At 62.1% G+C, this 16,007-nt stretch carries 14 protein-coding genes; 10 read left to right on the top strand and 4 right to left on the bottom strand.

What is annotated here, in order from left to right; genetic code table 11:
* Window positions 1–3 precede the first annotated feature (3 nt).
* Window positions 4–657 (bottom strand): peptide-methionine (S)-S-oxide reductase MsrA, encoded by a 654-nt coding sequence (gene msrA, locus R3E77_12085; protein MEZ5500152.1) that lies wholly within the window; start codon window positions 655–657, stop codon window positions 4–6.
* Window positions 658–760: 103 nt separating this feature from the next.
* Here msrA and R3E77_12090 point away from each other — a divergent pair, with 103 nt between their 5' ends.
* From R3E77_12090 to R3E77_12130, 9 genes are all read left to right on the top strand, one after another.
* Window positions 761–1,363: an isoprenylcysteine carboxylmethyltransferase family protein gene (locus tag R3E77_12090; protein ID MEZ5500153.1), complete on the top strand. Its 603-nt coding sequence runs from the start codon at window positions 761–763 to the stop codon at window positions 1,361–1,363.
* 2 nt (window positions 1,364–1,365) lie between these two features.
* Complete coding sequence (locus R3E77_12095) at window positions 1,366–3,267, top strand: MFS transporter (GenBank protein MEZ5500154.1); 1,902 nt, start codon at window positions 1,366–1,368, stop codon at window positions 3,265–3,267.
* Window positions 3,264–3,899 carry an RIO1 family regulatory kinase/ATPase gene (locus R3E77_12100; GenBank protein ID MEZ5500155.1) on the top strand — a complete coding sequence of 212 codons (636 nt, stop codon included), beginning with the start codon at window positions 3,264–3,266 and terminating at the stop codon, window positions 3,897–3,899. The genes R3E77_12095 and R3E77_12100 overlap by 4 nt, the downstream gene beginning before the upstream one ends.
* Before the next feature lie 42 nt (window positions 3,900–3,941).
* A complete protein-coding gene (locus tag R3E77_12105; protein MEZ5500156.1) occupies window positions 3,942–4,208 on the top strand; it encodes a hypothetical protein in 267 nt (88 codons plus the stop codon).
* A gap of 33 nt (window positions 4,209–4,241) precedes the next feature.
* The gene (locus tag R3E77_12110; protein ID MEZ5500157.1) at window positions 4,242–6,284 is read left to right on the top strand and encodes an amidohydrolase family protein; all 2,043 of its coding nucleotides are present in this window, start codon (window positions 4,242–4,244) and stop codon (window positions 6,282–6,284) included.
* Window positions 6,285–6,296: 12 nt separating this feature from the next.
* On the top strand, window positions 6,297–7,058 hold the full coding sequence (locus R3E77_12115; GenBank protein MEZ5500158.1) for an SDR family oxidoreductase: 762 nt from the start codon (window positions 6,297–6,299) through the stop codon (window positions 7,056–7,058).
* Window positions 7,059–8,696, top strand: coding sequence for a hypothetical protein (locus R3E77_12120; protein MEZ5500159.1), 1,638 nt, complete (start codon window positions 7,059–7,061; stop codon window positions 8,694–8,696).
* 94 nt (window positions 8,697–8,790) lie between these two features.
* Window positions 8,791–10,098 carry a sialidase family protein gene (locus tag R3E77_12125; protein ID MEZ5500160.1) on the top strand — a complete coding sequence of 436 codons (1,308 nt, stop codon included), beginning with the start codon at window positions 8,791–8,793 and terminating at the stop codon, window positions 10,096–10,098.
* Between the two features lie 7 nt (window positions 10,099–10,105).
* Window positions 10,106–10,630, top strand: a complete 525-nt coding sequence (locus R3E77_12130; protein MEZ5500161.1) for a redoxin domain-containing protein — start codon at window positions 10,106–10,108, stop codon at window positions 10,628–10,630.
* Between the two features lie 385 nt (window positions 10,631–11,015).
* Here R3E77_12130 and R3E77_12135 read toward each other — a convergent pair whose 3' ends face one another.
* The gene (locus R3E77_12135; protein MEZ5500162.1) at window positions 11,016–11,720 is read right to left on the bottom strand and encodes a c-type cytochrome; all 705 of its coding nucleotides are present in this window, start codon (window positions 11,718–11,720) and stop codon (window positions 11,016–11,018) included.
* Window positions 11,721–11,858: 138 nt separating this feature from the next.
* Here R3E77_12135 and R3E77_12140 point away from each other — a divergent pair, with 138 nt between their 5' ends.
* Complete coding sequence (locus R3E77_12140) at window positions 11,859–12,968, top strand: histidinol-phosphate transaminase (protein MEZ5500163.1); 1,110 nt, start codon at window positions 11,859–11,861, stop codon at window positions 12,966–12,968.
* A gap of 12 nt (window positions 12,969–12,980) precedes the next feature.
* Here the strand turns inward: R3E77_12140 and R3E77_12145 are convergent, their stop codons facing one another.
* Together R3E77_12145 and R3E77_12150 are read right to left on the bottom strand one after the other, a co-directional pair.
* Window positions 12,981–14,006: a CpcT/CpeT family chromophore lyase gene (locus R3E77_12145; GenBank protein ID MEZ5500164.1), complete on the bottom strand. Its 1,026-nt coding sequence runs from the start codon at window positions 14,004–14,006 to the stop codon at window positions 12,981–12,983.
* An 89-nt stretch (window positions 14,007–14,095) separates the two neighbouring features.
* Window positions 14,096–15,916, bottom strand: a complete 1,821-nt coding sequence (locus tag R3E77_12150) for an ATP-binding protein (protein ID MEZ5500165.1) — start codon at window positions 15,914–15,916, stop codon at window positions 14,096–14,098.
* Between the last annotated feature and the right edge of the window lie 91 nt (window positions 15,917–16,007).

A 16,007-nucleotide genomic window follows, 5' to 3' on the forward strand; every position in this document is an offset into this window, starting at 1 on the left:
CCGTCAGGTCGCAATGGCCTTGGGCGCCGGACAGCTGACGCCGGTACCGGCGAGGCCACAGTAGCCGTCCGGGTTCTTGGCGAGGTACTGCTGGTGGTAGTCCTCGGCATAGTAGAACGGCGGTGCTTCGCGAATTTCCGTGGTGATGCGTCCAAGTCCCGCTGCGGACAGGCCCTGCTGGTAGTCGCTCGCGCTGTCGCGGGCTTGCGCGAGCTGCACTGCGCTCGTCGTATAGATCGCCGAGCGGTACTGCGTACCGACGTCGTTGCCCTGGCGCATGCCCTGGGTCGGGTCGTGGTTCTCCCAGAACACGGCTAGGAGCTGCGCATAGCTAATCCGCCGCGGATCGAATATCACGCGCACGACTTCGCTATGACCCGTGCGCCCCGAACACACCTCGCGGTAGGTGGGATTAGCCGTCTCGCCACCTGCATAGCCGACCGCCGTCGTGAACACGCCTGGCAGTTTCCAGAACAGGCGTTCCGCGCCCCAGAAACAGCCCATCGCAAATACCGCCTCCTCCAGGTGATCGGGGAATGGCGGCAGGAGCGGATTGCCATTGACGAAATGCCGCTCCGGGACCGCCATGGCCTCGCTGCGCCCGGGCAATGCTGCCCCCGGACCAGGCAATACGGACGGCTTGGAAAAAAGACCCATGCTCCACCTCGTTTGAGCGCGCGCGTGCTCGCCCCGTACGCAGTGTGGTGCCAGGGACCGGCAAACTCAAGATCAGGGCGAGCGCTGCTAAGATGGTGTGGCGATGAGTGTCAAAGCGACGACGGTACGACTGCGCGCCACCTATGTCCTGTACCTGCTGGCCATCGCGCTCACCGCGTTGAACAGCCGGCCAGCCGGTAACGCCGTGGGCGATTGGTCACTCGCTGGGCTGGCCATCCTGCTGGTTGCAGCGGCAAGCCTCGGCCGTATCTGGTGTTCGGTATTCATCGCCGGGCGAAAAGACGATGAGCTCGTCTCGATGGGCCCCTACGCATGCTGCCGGCATCCCCTGTATGCGTTGTCCATGGCTGCCGGCGCCGGATTTGCGATCGCGACACACTCCGTGGCGATTGGTATGGGGCTCTTTGTCGCACTGCTTGCGATGTACCGCCGCGCGGCGGTGCAAGAAGAGGCGTTCCTTGCCGAACGCCATGGCGCGCAATACCTGCGCTATTGTGCGCACACGCCGCGCTGGTGGCCCAGGTGGCGGAACTATCAACTTCCCTCGCGCCTCGAGGTGACACCGCCATTGCTATGGAAGTCTTTTCTCGACGCCGGCGCGAATCTGTTGCTGGTTTTAGCGCTGATCAGCGCGCACCGGATTGCGGGCGCGACATCAATTCCTGGCTTGTTCAGACTGCCGTGACGATGACTCAGGATCGACCCCCCGCAACCCGATCGCAGTGGCAATTACTGGCAAGCCGGCGATTCGCGCCGCTGTTCCTGACCCAGGTCGCGGGTGCCTTCAACGACAACATTTTCCGCAATGCCCTGATCATTCTCGTGAGCTTCCAGTTTGCGAACACCGATCCGGCCCGGGCATCGCTGCTGGCCAATCTGGCCCAGGGACTTTTCATCCTGCCTTTCTTCTTGTTCTCGGCACTTGCCGGGCAGCTGGCCGACAAGTACGACAAAGCCATGCTCATTCGACGCATCAAGCTCATCGAGATCGTCATCATGACCCTGGCGGGCTGGTTTTTCGTTCGCGGCAACTACGTCGGTCTGCTCGTACTCATCTTCTGCAACGGCCTGCAGTCGACGCTGTTCGGACCGCTGAAATATGCGATTCTGCCGACGCAGCTGGCCGAGACCGAATTGGTCGGCGCCAACGCCTTGATCGACGCAGGCACTTTCCTCGCCATTCTTCTGGGCACACTGGCGGGAGGCATCCTGGTCGGTACGCTGGCAGGATCGGCATACTGGATGATGGCAACCCTGGTCGTACTTGCCCTCCTCGGCTACCTCGCAAGTCGCGCGATCCTGCCCGGCGTCGCGGCCGACCCGTCCCTCGAATTGCGTTTCAACCCGTTCACGGAAACCTGGCGCGTCATCGGCTACGCGCGCGGCAACCGCAGCGTGTTCCTGTCGATCCTGGGCATCTCCTGGTTCTGGTTCTTCGGATCATTGCTCCTTGCGCAGTTGCCCGCCTATACCGGCGGCACGTTGCGTGGCAGTGAATCGGTCGCGACCTTGTTGCTCGCATCGTTTGCGATTGGCACGGGCCTCGGGTCGCTCCTGTGCGAGCGTATGTCCGGGCACAAGATCGAGATCGGCCTGGTGCCGCTTGGATCGATCGGACTGACGGCATTCGGAATGGATCTGTATTTCGCGCAGCCGTTTGCCGCCGGCGGCGAAGTACTCAGCTGGCGGGAATTCCTGGGCGCGAGCCGGGGACAGAGGGTTATCGCCGATTGCGCACTGATTGGACTGTTCGGCGGGCTTTTCATCGTGCCGCTCTACGCCCTGATCCTGCAACGCAGTGCAGAACGGCTGCGGGCACGAATAATTGCCGCCAACAACGTACTCAACGCTGCCTTCATGGTGGCCGCCGCCGTACTGGCCGTCATCTGGCTCGGTCTCGGCCTGTCGATTCCGCAGTTGTTCCTGTACGCCGCAATCCTGAATGCCGGCGTCGCGATTTACATCTACACCCTGGTGCCGGAATTCCTCATGCGATTCCTCACCTGGATTCTGGTCAACACGCTTTATCGCATCAGGCTGCGCGGACTCGAATCCATTCCGGACAACGGCCCGGCGCTGCTGGTGTGCAATCACGTGAGCTTCATGGATGCATTGATCATCGCCGGCAGCGTTCGCCGGCCCGTTCGTTTCGTAATGGACCACAGCATTTTCAGCATTCCCGTCCTGAGTTTCATATTTCGCACAGCGAAGGCAATACCCATTGCCTCCGCTCGTGAGAACGCCGATCTCCTGCGCGATGCCTACGACCGAATCGACGCCGAGCTGGCCGACGGCGAACTGGTGTGCATCTTCCCCGAGGGAAAACTCACGCGCGATGGCAGCATCGACGAATTCCGGGGCGGCGTGGAACGAATCCTCGAGCGCCGGCCGGTCCCGGTCGTGCCCCTGGCGCTGCGCGGGCTGTGGGGAAGTTTCTTCAGCCGTCGCGGCGGGCGCGCCATGGCCCGTTGGCCACGTCGCTTCTGGTCGCGCATCGAGCTGGTCGCGGGCGAGGTGGTTGCGGCCGCGGACGTGAGCGCCGCGCACCTGCAGCAGATCGTGACGCAACTGCGCGGCGACTGGGCGTGATCCTTCTCAAGGAGGACCTTTTCGGGCGTGTAACCCGTGACGGCGATGTCGTAATCCGCGACGCCGGCGCCGCGCGCTGGTGGCTGCGACCCCTTGCGAGGCAACTGGCGCACCGCGAGTCACGGGCGCTCGCAAGATTGCAGGCGCAAGCCGGGATACCCAGGCTTCGCGCGGCGGCGGACAACGGTGTCTTGCGGCGCAGCTGGATCGACGGCAGCCCGATGCAGCAAGCCCGCCCCCAGAGCGCGCTTTACTTCCGGCACGCCATGCAGCTTACCCGCGCACTGCACCGGGTCGGTGTCGTGCACAACGATCTCGCCAAGGAACCCAACTGGCTGGTCACCGACGCGGGTGAGCCGGCGCTGGTCGACTTCCAGCTGAGCTTGATCCGCGACAGACCCCGCGGGAGGATCTGGCGAGCGCTTGCCTACGATGACATTCGTCACCTGCTAAAGCACAAGCGCAGCTATTGCCCGTCCAGTCTCAGCGCGCGCGAGCACCGCATCCTGGCCAGACCCTCCTGGCCGGCAAGACTGTGGAAATCCACGGGCAAACCTCTATACCGTTTCGTGACGCGAAGACTCCTCGGTTGGTCCGACAGGGAGGGCGCAGGCGATCGCAACCACAGCTGAGCAGGTGCGCCCCTGCGCGCGGTTACCCGCTAGAATAGTGGCATGAGCATTTGTCATACCCACAACCTGAGAGCGCCAGCCGTCGAGCGGCCGCGCCCCTATGGCGTACGCGTCAAGCTGCGACCAGGCGACCCATTCGCGAAACTCCTCGGCGCCGAATGGAGCCGCACGCACTGGTTCGAATCGGCGGCCGAGCGTGACGCCGCAATGCGAGAAATGAGTCGGAAACACGAATACTCGCGCCTCGGCGACAATCCGGCGCTGCTGTTCGAGAAAGTCGAGAACCTGGCGAGCAGCCGCGGACTCTAAACATCGCGATTTCATCAACTGAGGCAGATCAATATGAGACAGATCTTCGGTGGCTGCGTATTGATGGCACTCGCGGTATGCGCGGACGCCGCCCAGTCCTACCGTTATGACGTCTATTTCAGCGGCCAGCTGTCGGGCTCCGAAGTTGCACGACTGCGCACCGCCGGGGATATCGAAGTCAAGCTGAGCTATCGGGACAACGGGCGTGGTCCGGATCTGCGCGAGCGCCTCATGCTTGGCAGCGAGAGCCTGCCGGTCGGTTACAGCGCGTCGGGCACGTCAACCTACGGTGCGCCGATCAAGGAGACGTTCACCCTGGTTGGCGGTAAGGCGAGCTGGAAATCCCTTGCGGATGCGGGCGGCAAACAGGTGACGGCGGCAGCAGTTTACGCCCCGGTCGAGTATTCATTCACCATGGGGGGGCTGATCGCGCGAGCCGCGGTACGCGCCGGCACTGATGGAATCGATATCCTCCCGGCCGGTCATGTGACGGCGGCAACGTTGAGCGAAACCACGTTGACCCAGGATGGTCACTCGATTGTTGTCAGGCTGCATGCACTGGTTGGCCTCGACAGCCGCCCGCAATTGATCTGGTTGACTGCCGATCAGGATCAGCGCTTCTTCGCCTACGTCTATCCCGGCTACATGCAGGTGATCGACTCGCAGTGGAACGGGCAGGCTGGCCAGCTGGAGACCTTGCAGGTGCAGCAGGAGGCCACCTGGCTCCAGGATCGTTCGCGCCGGCAGATCCACACGCTCGACCGACCCCTGGTGCTGCGCAATACCCGGATTTTCGATTCTGAAACTGCGCAGCTTCGAGCGCCGGCCGATGTCTATGTGAGCGGCAACAAGATCGCCGCCATCTATCCTGTCGGATCGGTTCCTGCCGAGGATGTTTACGAAATCGACGCGACCGGAAAAGTTCTCGCGCCGGGCCTGTTCGACATGCACGCCCATCAGGACGCATTCGGCGCCCCGCTGCAGATCGCCGGAGGCGTCACGACCATTCGCGACATGGGCAATGACAACGCGGCACTTGCAAGAATCGCCCAGGACATCAAACGCGGCGTTCTCGCAGGCCCGGACATCGTCGCCTGCGGCTTCCTGGAAGGCAGCAGTCCGTTCGCCTCGTCCGGCGGCCTGCAGGCGAGCACCCTGGAACAGGCGCTCGAGGCGGTCGACTGGTACGCACAGCACGGCTTTCGTCAGATAAAGATCTACAACTCCTTTCGCCCGGAGTGGGTGAAACCCGTTGCCGCCCATGCGCATTCGCTTGGCATGCGCGTGAGCGGACACATTCCCGCCTTCATGCACGCGGCTGAAGCCGTGCGCGATGGATACGACGAGATCCAGCACATCAACCAGGTGCTGTTGAATTTCCTTGCCGGACCGAAGGACGACACCCGCACCCTGGCGCGTTTCTATCTCATCGGTGAGAAGATGCACACCCTCGATCTCGACTCGAAGGAAGTCGCACAATTCATCGACCTGTTGCGAGATCATCAGATCGTCATCGATCCAACGCTGGCGACCTTCGAGGCGAGCTTCCGCCAGTTGCAGGGCGAACCCGATCCGATGTTGGCGCGCGTGCTCGATCACCTGCCGGCAGCAACCCAAAGGGCAAGGCATACCAATTCGACGAACGTGACACCCGGAAACATCGGGAAATACCGGGCGGCGTACGCGGCCATGCTGAAATTCACTGCCCAGATGTGGCGCGCCGGCATCGAATTGGTTGCCGGTACCGATGAAATCGAGGGATTCACGTTGCATCGTGAACTCGAACTGTACGTGGAGGCCGGCATTGCGCCCGCACAGGCATTGCGCATCGCGACCTGGAATGGCGCCAAGGTCACGGGCCTGCTGGCGGATCGAGGCAGCATCGCGGCTGGCAAACGCGCCGATTTGATCCTGATCGACGGCGATCCGACGACAGACATCAGCGCAATTCGCAAGATCAGCGCCGTGCTGAAGGACGGTGCCTTGTACTATCCATCGGAGATCTACGAATCCATGGGAATCCGCCCGTTCACGGCTCCGCCGGCACTCGTGCCGATCGACAAACAGGTGCACTAGGCCGACCACGCCATGAATCTCGGGGGCAAGACCGTGGTTGTGACCGGCGCGGCGCAGGGAATCGGTCGCGCGATCGCGATTGCCTTCGCCGAGCGCGGCGCGAATATCGCCATGCTGGACATGCATGCGGAGACGTTGGCTGCCGGACTGGCCCAGGTTGCGGCCCTTGGCGTGACGGCGCGCAGCTACGTTGCCAATGTTGCGCACGAAGCGGAGGTCGTCGAGGCGATGCGCAAGGTGCGCGCGGACTTTGGCAGCTTCGACGTCCTCGTCAACAATGCCGGTATCGTGCGCGATGCATTGTTGGTACGTCACAAGGAAGGCGAACCGTTGCGCAAGATGACCCTCGCGCAATGGCAGGCTGTTGTTGATGTCAACCTGACTGGCACTTTCCTTTGCGGCCGCGAGGCGGCGACGCACATGGTCGAACTCGGCCAAGGTGGCGTGATCGTCAACATCTCGAGCGTCTCCCGTCATGGGAATGCCGGCCAGAGCAATTATTCCGCGACCAAAGCAGGCGTTGCGGCACTCGCTGTCGTCTGGGCGCGCGAGCTCGGCCGCTACGGCATTCGTGCGGCTGCCATTGCGCCAGGTTACACACGCACCGAAATTCTCGCTGCCATGCGCCCGGAGATTCTCGCCAAAGTTATTGCGCCGGTGCCTGTCGGTCGGCTGGGCGAACCGGAGGAAATCGCCGCCGCGGCCGTCTTCATTGCCGAAAACGATTTCGTGAGTGGTCGATGCATTGATATCGATGGCGGACTGCCGGCCTGAATGATGACTACCCGATTCCAGCTGCTGATCGGGCGCTGCGGAAGCATCTTTCTTCTGGGGCTGTGCGCACCGGCCTGCAATCATGTACCAACCGTCGCGACGGGGTTGTCGGACATCGCGACAATAGAGCAGCAGTACGCCGACTGGCTCGACGCCACGAGCGCCATCTCGACCATCGACTCCGGACTGCAGGCTCAATTCGACGGGCTCGACCGCAATGCCTGGCTCGCGCGTCAGCGACAGGCCGCTGCGGCATTCTCGTCGCAGAGCAAAAGCGTTGCGGAGCGTGCATCGCGCCTGTCCGGCGAGGATGGGCGAGCACTAGAACGCATGACCAACACGTTTGCCGACTATGGCTCGACGGCGCCAGTCGGCGACTGCACTCGCGCCGGCACGGATGAAGACGCCGCGACGCTTCGCGCCGATCTGTACGCATGCTTCGACAGCCTGGCGAGGGAAATTCCCTTCGAAGGAAAGTCCTACACACGGGTCGCGGTGCTGCAGATGCTGGGAGAAATCGCCGAACCCGCAAGACGTGAGGCACTTTTTCGCGCGATGCTGCCGTTGTGGCGGGCAATCAATGGCGACGACGAAGCCAACAGTCCCTATCGCAGGATGCTGCGCGCCACGGTTGCGGACGCAGGCTTTCATTCGCCGATTGCACAGGCAGCCGCGAGTATCGGCGTCGGGATCGATCAGGTCGAGGCCTGGCTCATCGCAATACTCGAAGCGTGGCGCGACGCGACCGCAGGTGCCTACGTCGAACCCTGGGATTACCGTTACGTGCATGCCGGCTCGACTCGTGAGCTCTCACGCTGCCTGACACGGGAGCAGTTACTGCCAGTTGTGCAACAGTGGTTCGCCGATCTCGGTGCCGATCCGCGACAACTGGGCATTCTCTACGACCTGGAGCCGCGCGCCGGCAAGGCACCGCTTGCCTATAGCGACATTGCGCGGCTCGGACGAGAGGTCGATGGCGCCTGGCGCAGTGCAATCTCGAGAATCTCGGGAAATTACCAACAAGGCGGATTTGGCGAAGCCGACGAACTCGCACACGAACACGGTCATGCGATCACCTATGTCGCGGTGCGCACGAGGCCCGCGTTCTTCTTTGCGGACATTCTGTTCGACGAAGCATTTGCAGACGTCGCGGCCTGGAGCCTGAGTACTGCGGCCTGGCAGCAACGCTATCTCGGCTGCTCTGCCAATGAGCGTGACTCCTGGCGCGCGCGGATGTCGATCGTCATGCTGGACGTCGCCTGGGGACTTTTCGAACTGCGCATGTTGCGCGATCCGGACCGCGATCCAAATGCCTTGTGGAGCGACATCGCCGCGCAGTACCTGCATGTGGTGCCGCATCCGGAGCTATCCTGGTGGGCAGTGAGGGCACAGCTCGTGGACGAGCCGGGCTATATGATCAACTACGGACTCGGCGCCGTGATCACTGCCGAAGTACGCGAACGGGCCCGCGCCGCGCTCGGCGCCTGGGATGCCGGCAATCCGGGCTGGTACCGATGGGCGGGTGAGCAATACCTGCGGCATGGTTCGTCCACACCGCTGCCCAGTCGCTTGCGCGACAGCCTGGGGCATGCCCTGTCCCCACAGCCCTTGCTGCGCCAGATCGCGGCTGTACGCTGAGATACCACTGGTCGGGTGCCGCTCGCGCAATTTGTCGACCTGGGCGACCGCGAATGCTAGGTTACAACGATCAATCTCGAGGAGTACCGGCTCCATGAAACGACAGCGACTTGTGATTCTGGCGGCACTGTTTTTGCCCCTGGCTTCGATCGGCGGCGAGTCCGTGCTGGTCAGCGATTCCGCGCACAAGGCACAAAGCCCGGAAATCGCGGTGGGTGCGGATGGCTCCATAAATATCGTGTGGATCGACCAGGATCCGGCACCGCAGCGTCATGACACCGGCGGCCACGAGCATTCGCACATGTCCACGACCAACCTGTATTTTGCGCGCTCGACCGATGGCGGCGGCAGTTTCAGTGCCCCGACGCGTGTCAATGCCAACGAAGGTGATGTCTGGGGATTCAGCGTCAGCAAACCGCGGGTTGTCGTCGGCAACAATGGCACGATACATGTGTTCTACCCTGCCAATGACGTCAACCCCGTCAACGGCAAACCGGAGGCCGTAGCGCTTTACACCCGCTCGATCGACAAGGGCAAGAGCTTTGCCGCACCGCAACGCCTCAACACCATGGCAAGAACCGATGCCTCGCACCTCGTACACGGCGGCCTGACGCATGCGCACGTTTTCGGGACGCTCGCCGTGGGAGCCGACGAGTCTGTCTACGCGCTGTGGATCGATACACGCGACATGAGCCAGGAGGGCGACTCGGGCAAGGCTTTCATGGCCATTTCGCGGGATGACGGCAAGACCTGGGACAAGGACTTCGAATTGTTTCCGGCCGACGTCTGCCCTTGCTGCCAGATTACGGCGTATGTTGCCGACGATGGCGCGCTTTACGTCGGTTCGCGCCAGGTCGATGGCAAATTCCGCGACAGCACCGTCGCAATTTCCCGTGATGGCGGCAGGTCGTTCGCGCCACGCAAGCGCATTGTCGGCAGCCGCTGGGAAATTGCCGGTTGCCCGTTGAAGCCGACCTCCGTGGTAGCCCATGGAAAACACGTCTATGCCGCCTACTACACAGGCGGCGAAAATCCGCAAGGTGCATATTTTGTTTCATCAACGGATGGCGGCGATCACTGGTCGCAACCGAAACTACTGCACGAGGGCGCAATGCTCTCCGACGCGCCGGTGCTCAGCCTCTCGGATGGCAAACTGTTCGCGTTCTGGCACGCCAAGGTGACGGACGGCCCGCGTCGGGTGTTCGCGAGCATGTCCGACGACGAGGGCCTGAGTTTCTCAGCTCCCGTTGAGTTGCCATTGCCCGATGGCGCAGCGCAATTGCCGGTTGTCGCAGCGCGCGGCGATGGCGGCGTGCAGCTCGCCTGGCAGCAGGATGCGACAGTCCGGACAATGCGTTGGCCCGCGACGCCGGCTGCGCCTCAAGTCGCTGATGCGAAGTAACCGGATTTTGTCAGGGCTGGCCGCGGCGCTGATCGTCGCAGCGATCGCCACGAGCGTCGCAGCCGGGAAAAATCAAGGCGGTGCCGCCACCGGCGCTGCAGTGCCTGCACGCCCTGCGACAGCTGCGCAGTTGCGCGAAATCCTGCAGGCCGAGCGCGGCAACGTCGTCGTACTCAACCTGTGGGGAACCTGGTGCGCGCCCTGCCTGCGCGAGATTCCGGAGTTGATTCGGCTGCAGCGGGAACTCGCCAGCAACAAGGTCGTATTGATCGGCATCGCCATGGATGACGCGTCGGCCATAACGTCGAGCGTCGAACCGTTTCGCCGCAAGTTCTTCCCCGCATTCCTGACCTATGTACGGGACAGTCCGGACATGGACAGCCTGGTAAGCGTGATCGACCCGGCGTGGAACGAAATCCTGCCGACAACCTACGTCCTTGGCCGGGACGGACTGGTCGCGCGGAAGATCCAGGGAGTCAAGACCTACGAGGAGTTTCGCGATATCGTCACCCAAGTGAGTACCGCGCGCTAGCGCTGCATTGATCCGGCAGGCGCCGCGACCAATCGCGGCGCCGTAACCTACTCAGCTTCGACAGGCTTGGACGGTCCCTCAGGAAATAAGGGCCAGAAAGCCGATCGATACGATTGCCACCGCTGCGAACATCAGGATGTGGGCAATTCGGGCGACCAGAACGTTCACTGTTTTCTCCTCAAATCAGACAATGCGACCTACGACATTCAGACGCTGCATTGCCAGCCTCTGAATGGTGGCGCACTGTACGGATTCAAGATGACCAGGAGAAGTCAGGACACCTAAATTTTCGTTGTATTTTCATGAAGTTGGAATTGCATCACACTCGGTGGCTGAGGCGGCGCCCGGGTTTACCTGATCAGCGGCCGAATGAGTCAAATCAGCGCTACCGACCCTGCTGGCTGAGCTCTGGACTGACCGCCGCCAGGTAGGCAGCGACGCCGTCGATTTGCGCCTCGCTCAGCGTTTGCAACAATCGCTGATGTTGCGGACCCATCCCGGGCCGCAGGCCCTGCGCCGATTCACGCATTTGCTTGGCGAGATAGGCCGGATGTTGCCCAGCCAGGCGCGGTCGCAGCAGATGAACGTCGCCCTGGCCCAGCGGACCATGGCAGCGCTCGCACTGACGGAAGTAGCTGCGCGCACCTTCCTGCAACACGCCGACTTTCGGCGGCTGCATGGGCGGCGGCCGGTAGCGAGGCAGACTGGCGACGTAGGCGGCAACGTCCGTCAACTCCTGAGGGCCTGCCAGATGATGGTCATCGGCAAAATGCTGCATGCGCAGATCGTTGCGCTGCCGATGGCGAAAATCGGTTAATTGCTTGAGGAGCACGGAACCATGCTGACCGGCAATCGCCGGCACGCTGCCGTCCCTGACGCCCTGGCCGTCACTGCCGTGACAAGCTGCGCACGTGGTATACAACGCCTGGCCGTTTGGCAGTGATGGCCTGCGGATGGCGGCCGCATTGAATTCGCTGTTCGCGCTCCGCTGCGGCGACTGCGCGGCCAGCGCGCCGCCAAGCCACAGTAATCCTGCCGCCGCACATAGACAGGGCCAGGTCGCACCAGCATGTGGAGTCTTGAAAGGCACCGTCAAATTGTGGCGTCTTTCTCGTGCTCTCGGCCATAGGGATTAGTACCTGCCTCGCAAGTCCCGAGCTGCCCGCCATTTACAGCGTCGCCGCGCGGGTGCACTCTCGGAATGACGTTACGAATTCCGGGAGCCAAGATGAACCCAAACTCACTCAGCCGGCGCGAATTGATTGGCGCGGGCGCAGGTCTCTTGTTGGCGAATCGGGCGACTGCCCAGCGCGCCACAGTCGCTCCCGACACGACGGGTACCGCCCCGATTCTGTTGGGCGCGAACGAAAATCCTTATGGCCCATCGTCCAAAGTCCGCCATGCCATTGCCGCAGCGATGGAGCGCTGCAACCGCTATCCCATGCGGGAGCTAGCGGAACTGACCTCGGCAATCGCGGCGGCGGAGTCCGTACCGGATGATCACGTACTGGTAGGGCTCGGATCCATGGAGCTGCTGAAGATATGCGGCGCAGTGTGCGCTCTCGAAAAGCAGACCGTCATGGCCGCCAGCCCGACCTATGAGGACCTGCCAAGAGCAACCCGGCGCTTCGGCGGCAACCTGGTCGAAGTTCCGCTCGACCCCGAGCAGCGACATGATCTCGATGCCATGCGCAACGCGCTCACCCAAGACACTGGACTCGTTTATGTGTGCAATCCCAACAACCCGACAGGAACCGTGGTTGGACGACCTGCCCTTGCGGCGTTCATCAAGTCGCTGCCGGCGGCAGTAACCACGCTGGTCGATGAAGCCTATATGGATTTTGTCACCGACGGAGCCACGTCGTCGGTCAAAGACCTGGCCATATCCGACGCCAATGTGATCGTGCTCAAGACTTTCTCGAAACTGCATGGACTTGCAGGCCAGCGCATTGGTTACGCCATTGCCAGACCTGCCCGACTTGCCTCCCTGCGCAGCGCACGCGTCTCGTTGCTGCCGCAACTCTCGATCGCCGCTGCGAAGGCGAGCCTCGAGGATCAGAGCTATCTCGACACATGTCGCTCACGAATTCTTGCCGAGCGGCGCAGGCTCGAACGCTACTGTGACCAGGCTGGCCTGCCTTACACGGTGTCGCATGGTAATTTTCTGTTCGTGCAATTTGGCGCCCGCGAGACCGCGTTGCGCCAACACCTCAAGCGGCAGGGCATTATGGTCGGACGGCCTTTTGCCGCCCTACCCGGCTGGTGCCGAATAAGTATCGGGACCGCCGCTCAGATGGACAGGCTCTACAGCGCGCTCAATCGGGTTCCGGTCGCATAGGGCGCCCGGCTTTCATAGTTCCGGGACTGCCAGCGAACGGGGCGTCATCGCGCAGTTGGCCAGGAGCCATTTGAGATTGATGCCGATGCGCCCGGCCGTGGGTTCCGTAAACGCATAACCATGTTCTTTGGTCACGCCTTCGCCCAGCCGCTCGGAGACGTAGAGAACCAGCGAATTGCGGTTGAAATTGCCGTTGCGCTCATTCAGCACCTGCCAGGTGACGGCCTGCAGCGAGATTCCAAGCTCTCTCGGTTCAGGCTCATCGGTCTTGAACCAGTAACTGCCGCCTTTGTCGTGCAGTTGGATGTCGTCGTAGCGGCGAAACGGTATGTCACGACCACCACCGACGCCGGGAATGTCGACATAGCAGTGGAAGAGGCGCGCCCGTTCGAGCCAATAGGGCTCTGCAGACGTCACCCCAGTCAACCGTTTGTCGTCGCCGACCCGGAATTTGTGATCGACGAAAAGATAACTATTGGCGGAGAGCGTGATTTCATTGTCGGTGTAGACGGGCTTGCCCTGCCAGGTGAATCGACATGCGCGCTGCCGTTGTCGGCCGACAAACTGTTCGCCGCGGCGCCGAAAAACATATTCACAGCCAGGACTGCGCTGGGTTACACGCGGCGATAACGTGGCCAATTGCGCCGGGGTCAGCTCAGCGTTGACTCCGAACCATTGATACATGGTGACATCTTCGTCGTCTGGACCGGCACTCAGACTGATGAGCCTCGCCTCCCGGGGTCGGCTCCCGGTGGAACCCTGCTCAGTGCTCCAGAGAAAGGTGTAGGGACCGAATTGCGATGCTGCGACGCGCGTGATCACCACATGCAGGCGCTCGTGTCGATTGTCCTGCGAAAGTTTACGGCGGCCGTCGAAATACGCCTGGTTGGCATTGTCATACTCCCCGGGCAACAGCTGCGCCATGACCAGCAGATTTCTCTCGCCGGGCGTCGAATCCTGGCCCTGCGCAAAGCAATTGGCGCAGCCCAGGAGAACCGCTATCGCCGAAGGTAGTAGCAAATGGACAGGCCGCAACATGAGGATCTCCGCAGGGTTCACCTGCGAACATCTTCAGGCGATATTGGCATCGCTTGCAACCGTCGCGCAGCGTCGATTCCGCCTGGCGCTCAGGCCACCGAGCCTGCGGCAGTCGTTTCGGAACTGGTCGCAGTGACACAAGCCTGCAGCGCCTGCGCGAGTTGCAGGGTCGTCATGGGTTTGCTCAGGAAACCCTGCATGCCGGCACTGGCCGCCGCCTCTTTGTCCGTCGCGAATGCGTTGGCTGTCACTGCGATGATGGGAACGGGCAGTCCGTCGCGAGCGCAGATCGCACGCCGTCGGATCTCTCGCGCCGCACTCAGTCCATCGACACGGGGCATTTGCAGGTCCATCAGGATTACGTCCCAGCATCTGTCAACCGCTGCTTCAATGGCCGCGGCGCCGTCGCAGACCACGGAAAACTGCGTGCCGAGCTGGCGTAGCATCGCCGAGATCACCGCAACATTGACCGGATTGTCCTCGACGAGCAGAACATGGCAGGGTTGCTGAATGACGATTGACCCCTGCGCCGACCGAGCGGCCGCCGACCCTCCCGGTGTCGCGCTTGCGGCCCGCGCCAACGGCAGATCGAGCCAGAAGCGGCTGCCGCGCCCTGGTGCAGTCTCGAATGCGATGCTGCCACCCATGAGCTGGGCAAGTCGTTGGCAGATCGCAAGACCAAGACCGGTGCCGCCGCGTTCGCGTGACATCGAATCGTCGCCCAGAGAAAACGCGCTGAACAGGCGCTGCTGCTGTGCGTCTGAAATGCCAGGCCCGCTGTCTGTTACGGTGAAACGATACACCTCGCCCGAGTCAGTCCCTTCGACGCCAACGGCATCCACGCTTAGCGTGATTGCGCCGTTTGTCGTGAATTTGACCGAATTCGACAGGAGATTACCCAGTATCTGTCGCAAACGCACCCGGTCTCCATTCACGCAATCCGGGAGCGACTGTGCCATCGTCAACTCGACCCTCACCGAGTTGCGTGCCGCCACCCGGCCCCACATGTCGACGAGTTCAGCGCACAGTGGCCGAAGTTCGAATGGCTCGCAGTGGATCTTGAGCTTGCCTGCCTCAATTGTCGAAAAATCCAGTACGTCGTTGACGATTTCCAGCAGGCTCTCACCGGAGCGGCGCAGCAGTTCGAGTTTTTCACTTTGCATCGCATCGAGCGGCGACATCTGCAGCAGCTCGCTCATTCCCATGATGCCATTCAATGGCGTTCTGATTTCATGACTCATCATTGCAAGGAACCGCGACTTGGCGACGCTGGCGGCCGCCGCGTCGTCGCGCGCAGCGGCAAGAGCATCCACGGCCCGTGCCAACTGGTACTCTGATCGAAATTGCTCGTTGATCACTGTATAGGACTGTCGCGCCGCGACCGCGAGCAATGCGATGCCGGAAACCAGTATCAGGGCGGTCAATTGCTCGATGCCGCCTTGCGATCGCAGCAATGCGACCACCATCGGCAGGATCGCAGCGCAGATAAATGCGAGAACCGACGGCAGATGCGCTGACATCGAGGTCACGGCGACCGACGATACAAGCAGGATCGTCGTCAACAACAGAATCGACTCGACACCGCCCGTCTCCGGCAGCAGGCATACCGCGCCGAGGGACCAGGACAGGCCGGCGAATAGCGCGCCAATGAAATGCAGGTGCTCCCAGTAGCGCGGACTTCGTCCACTATCGTCCGCTGACCTTCGCCAATACCACCACAGCCCCAGGCGCAGCCCGGCCACGACGATGAGCGCAAGAAACCAGGTCAGCATGATCTGACGGTCGAAATGCAGGCGCCAGATCCAGTAGAAGCAGGAGATGATCGCGAGAGTCATCACTATCGAAATGCGCATACGGCTATAGAGCGTCGCGACTCGCGCTGCGGCCAGATGTTCATCCTGAGACTGCATCCGCCCATTATCGCCAGCTGCGGCCGGATACCACGGAACCGGCCCACAGCCCGCGTCGGCGCGCAGGTGCCGGGCTGCGGTCACGGGCGGG

The sequence above is a fragment of the Steroidobacteraceae bacterium genome, from assembly GCA_041395505.1.
Classification (GTDB): domain Bacteria; phylum Pseudomonadota; class Gammaproteobacteria; order Steroidobacterales; family Steroidobacteraceae; genus JAWLAG01.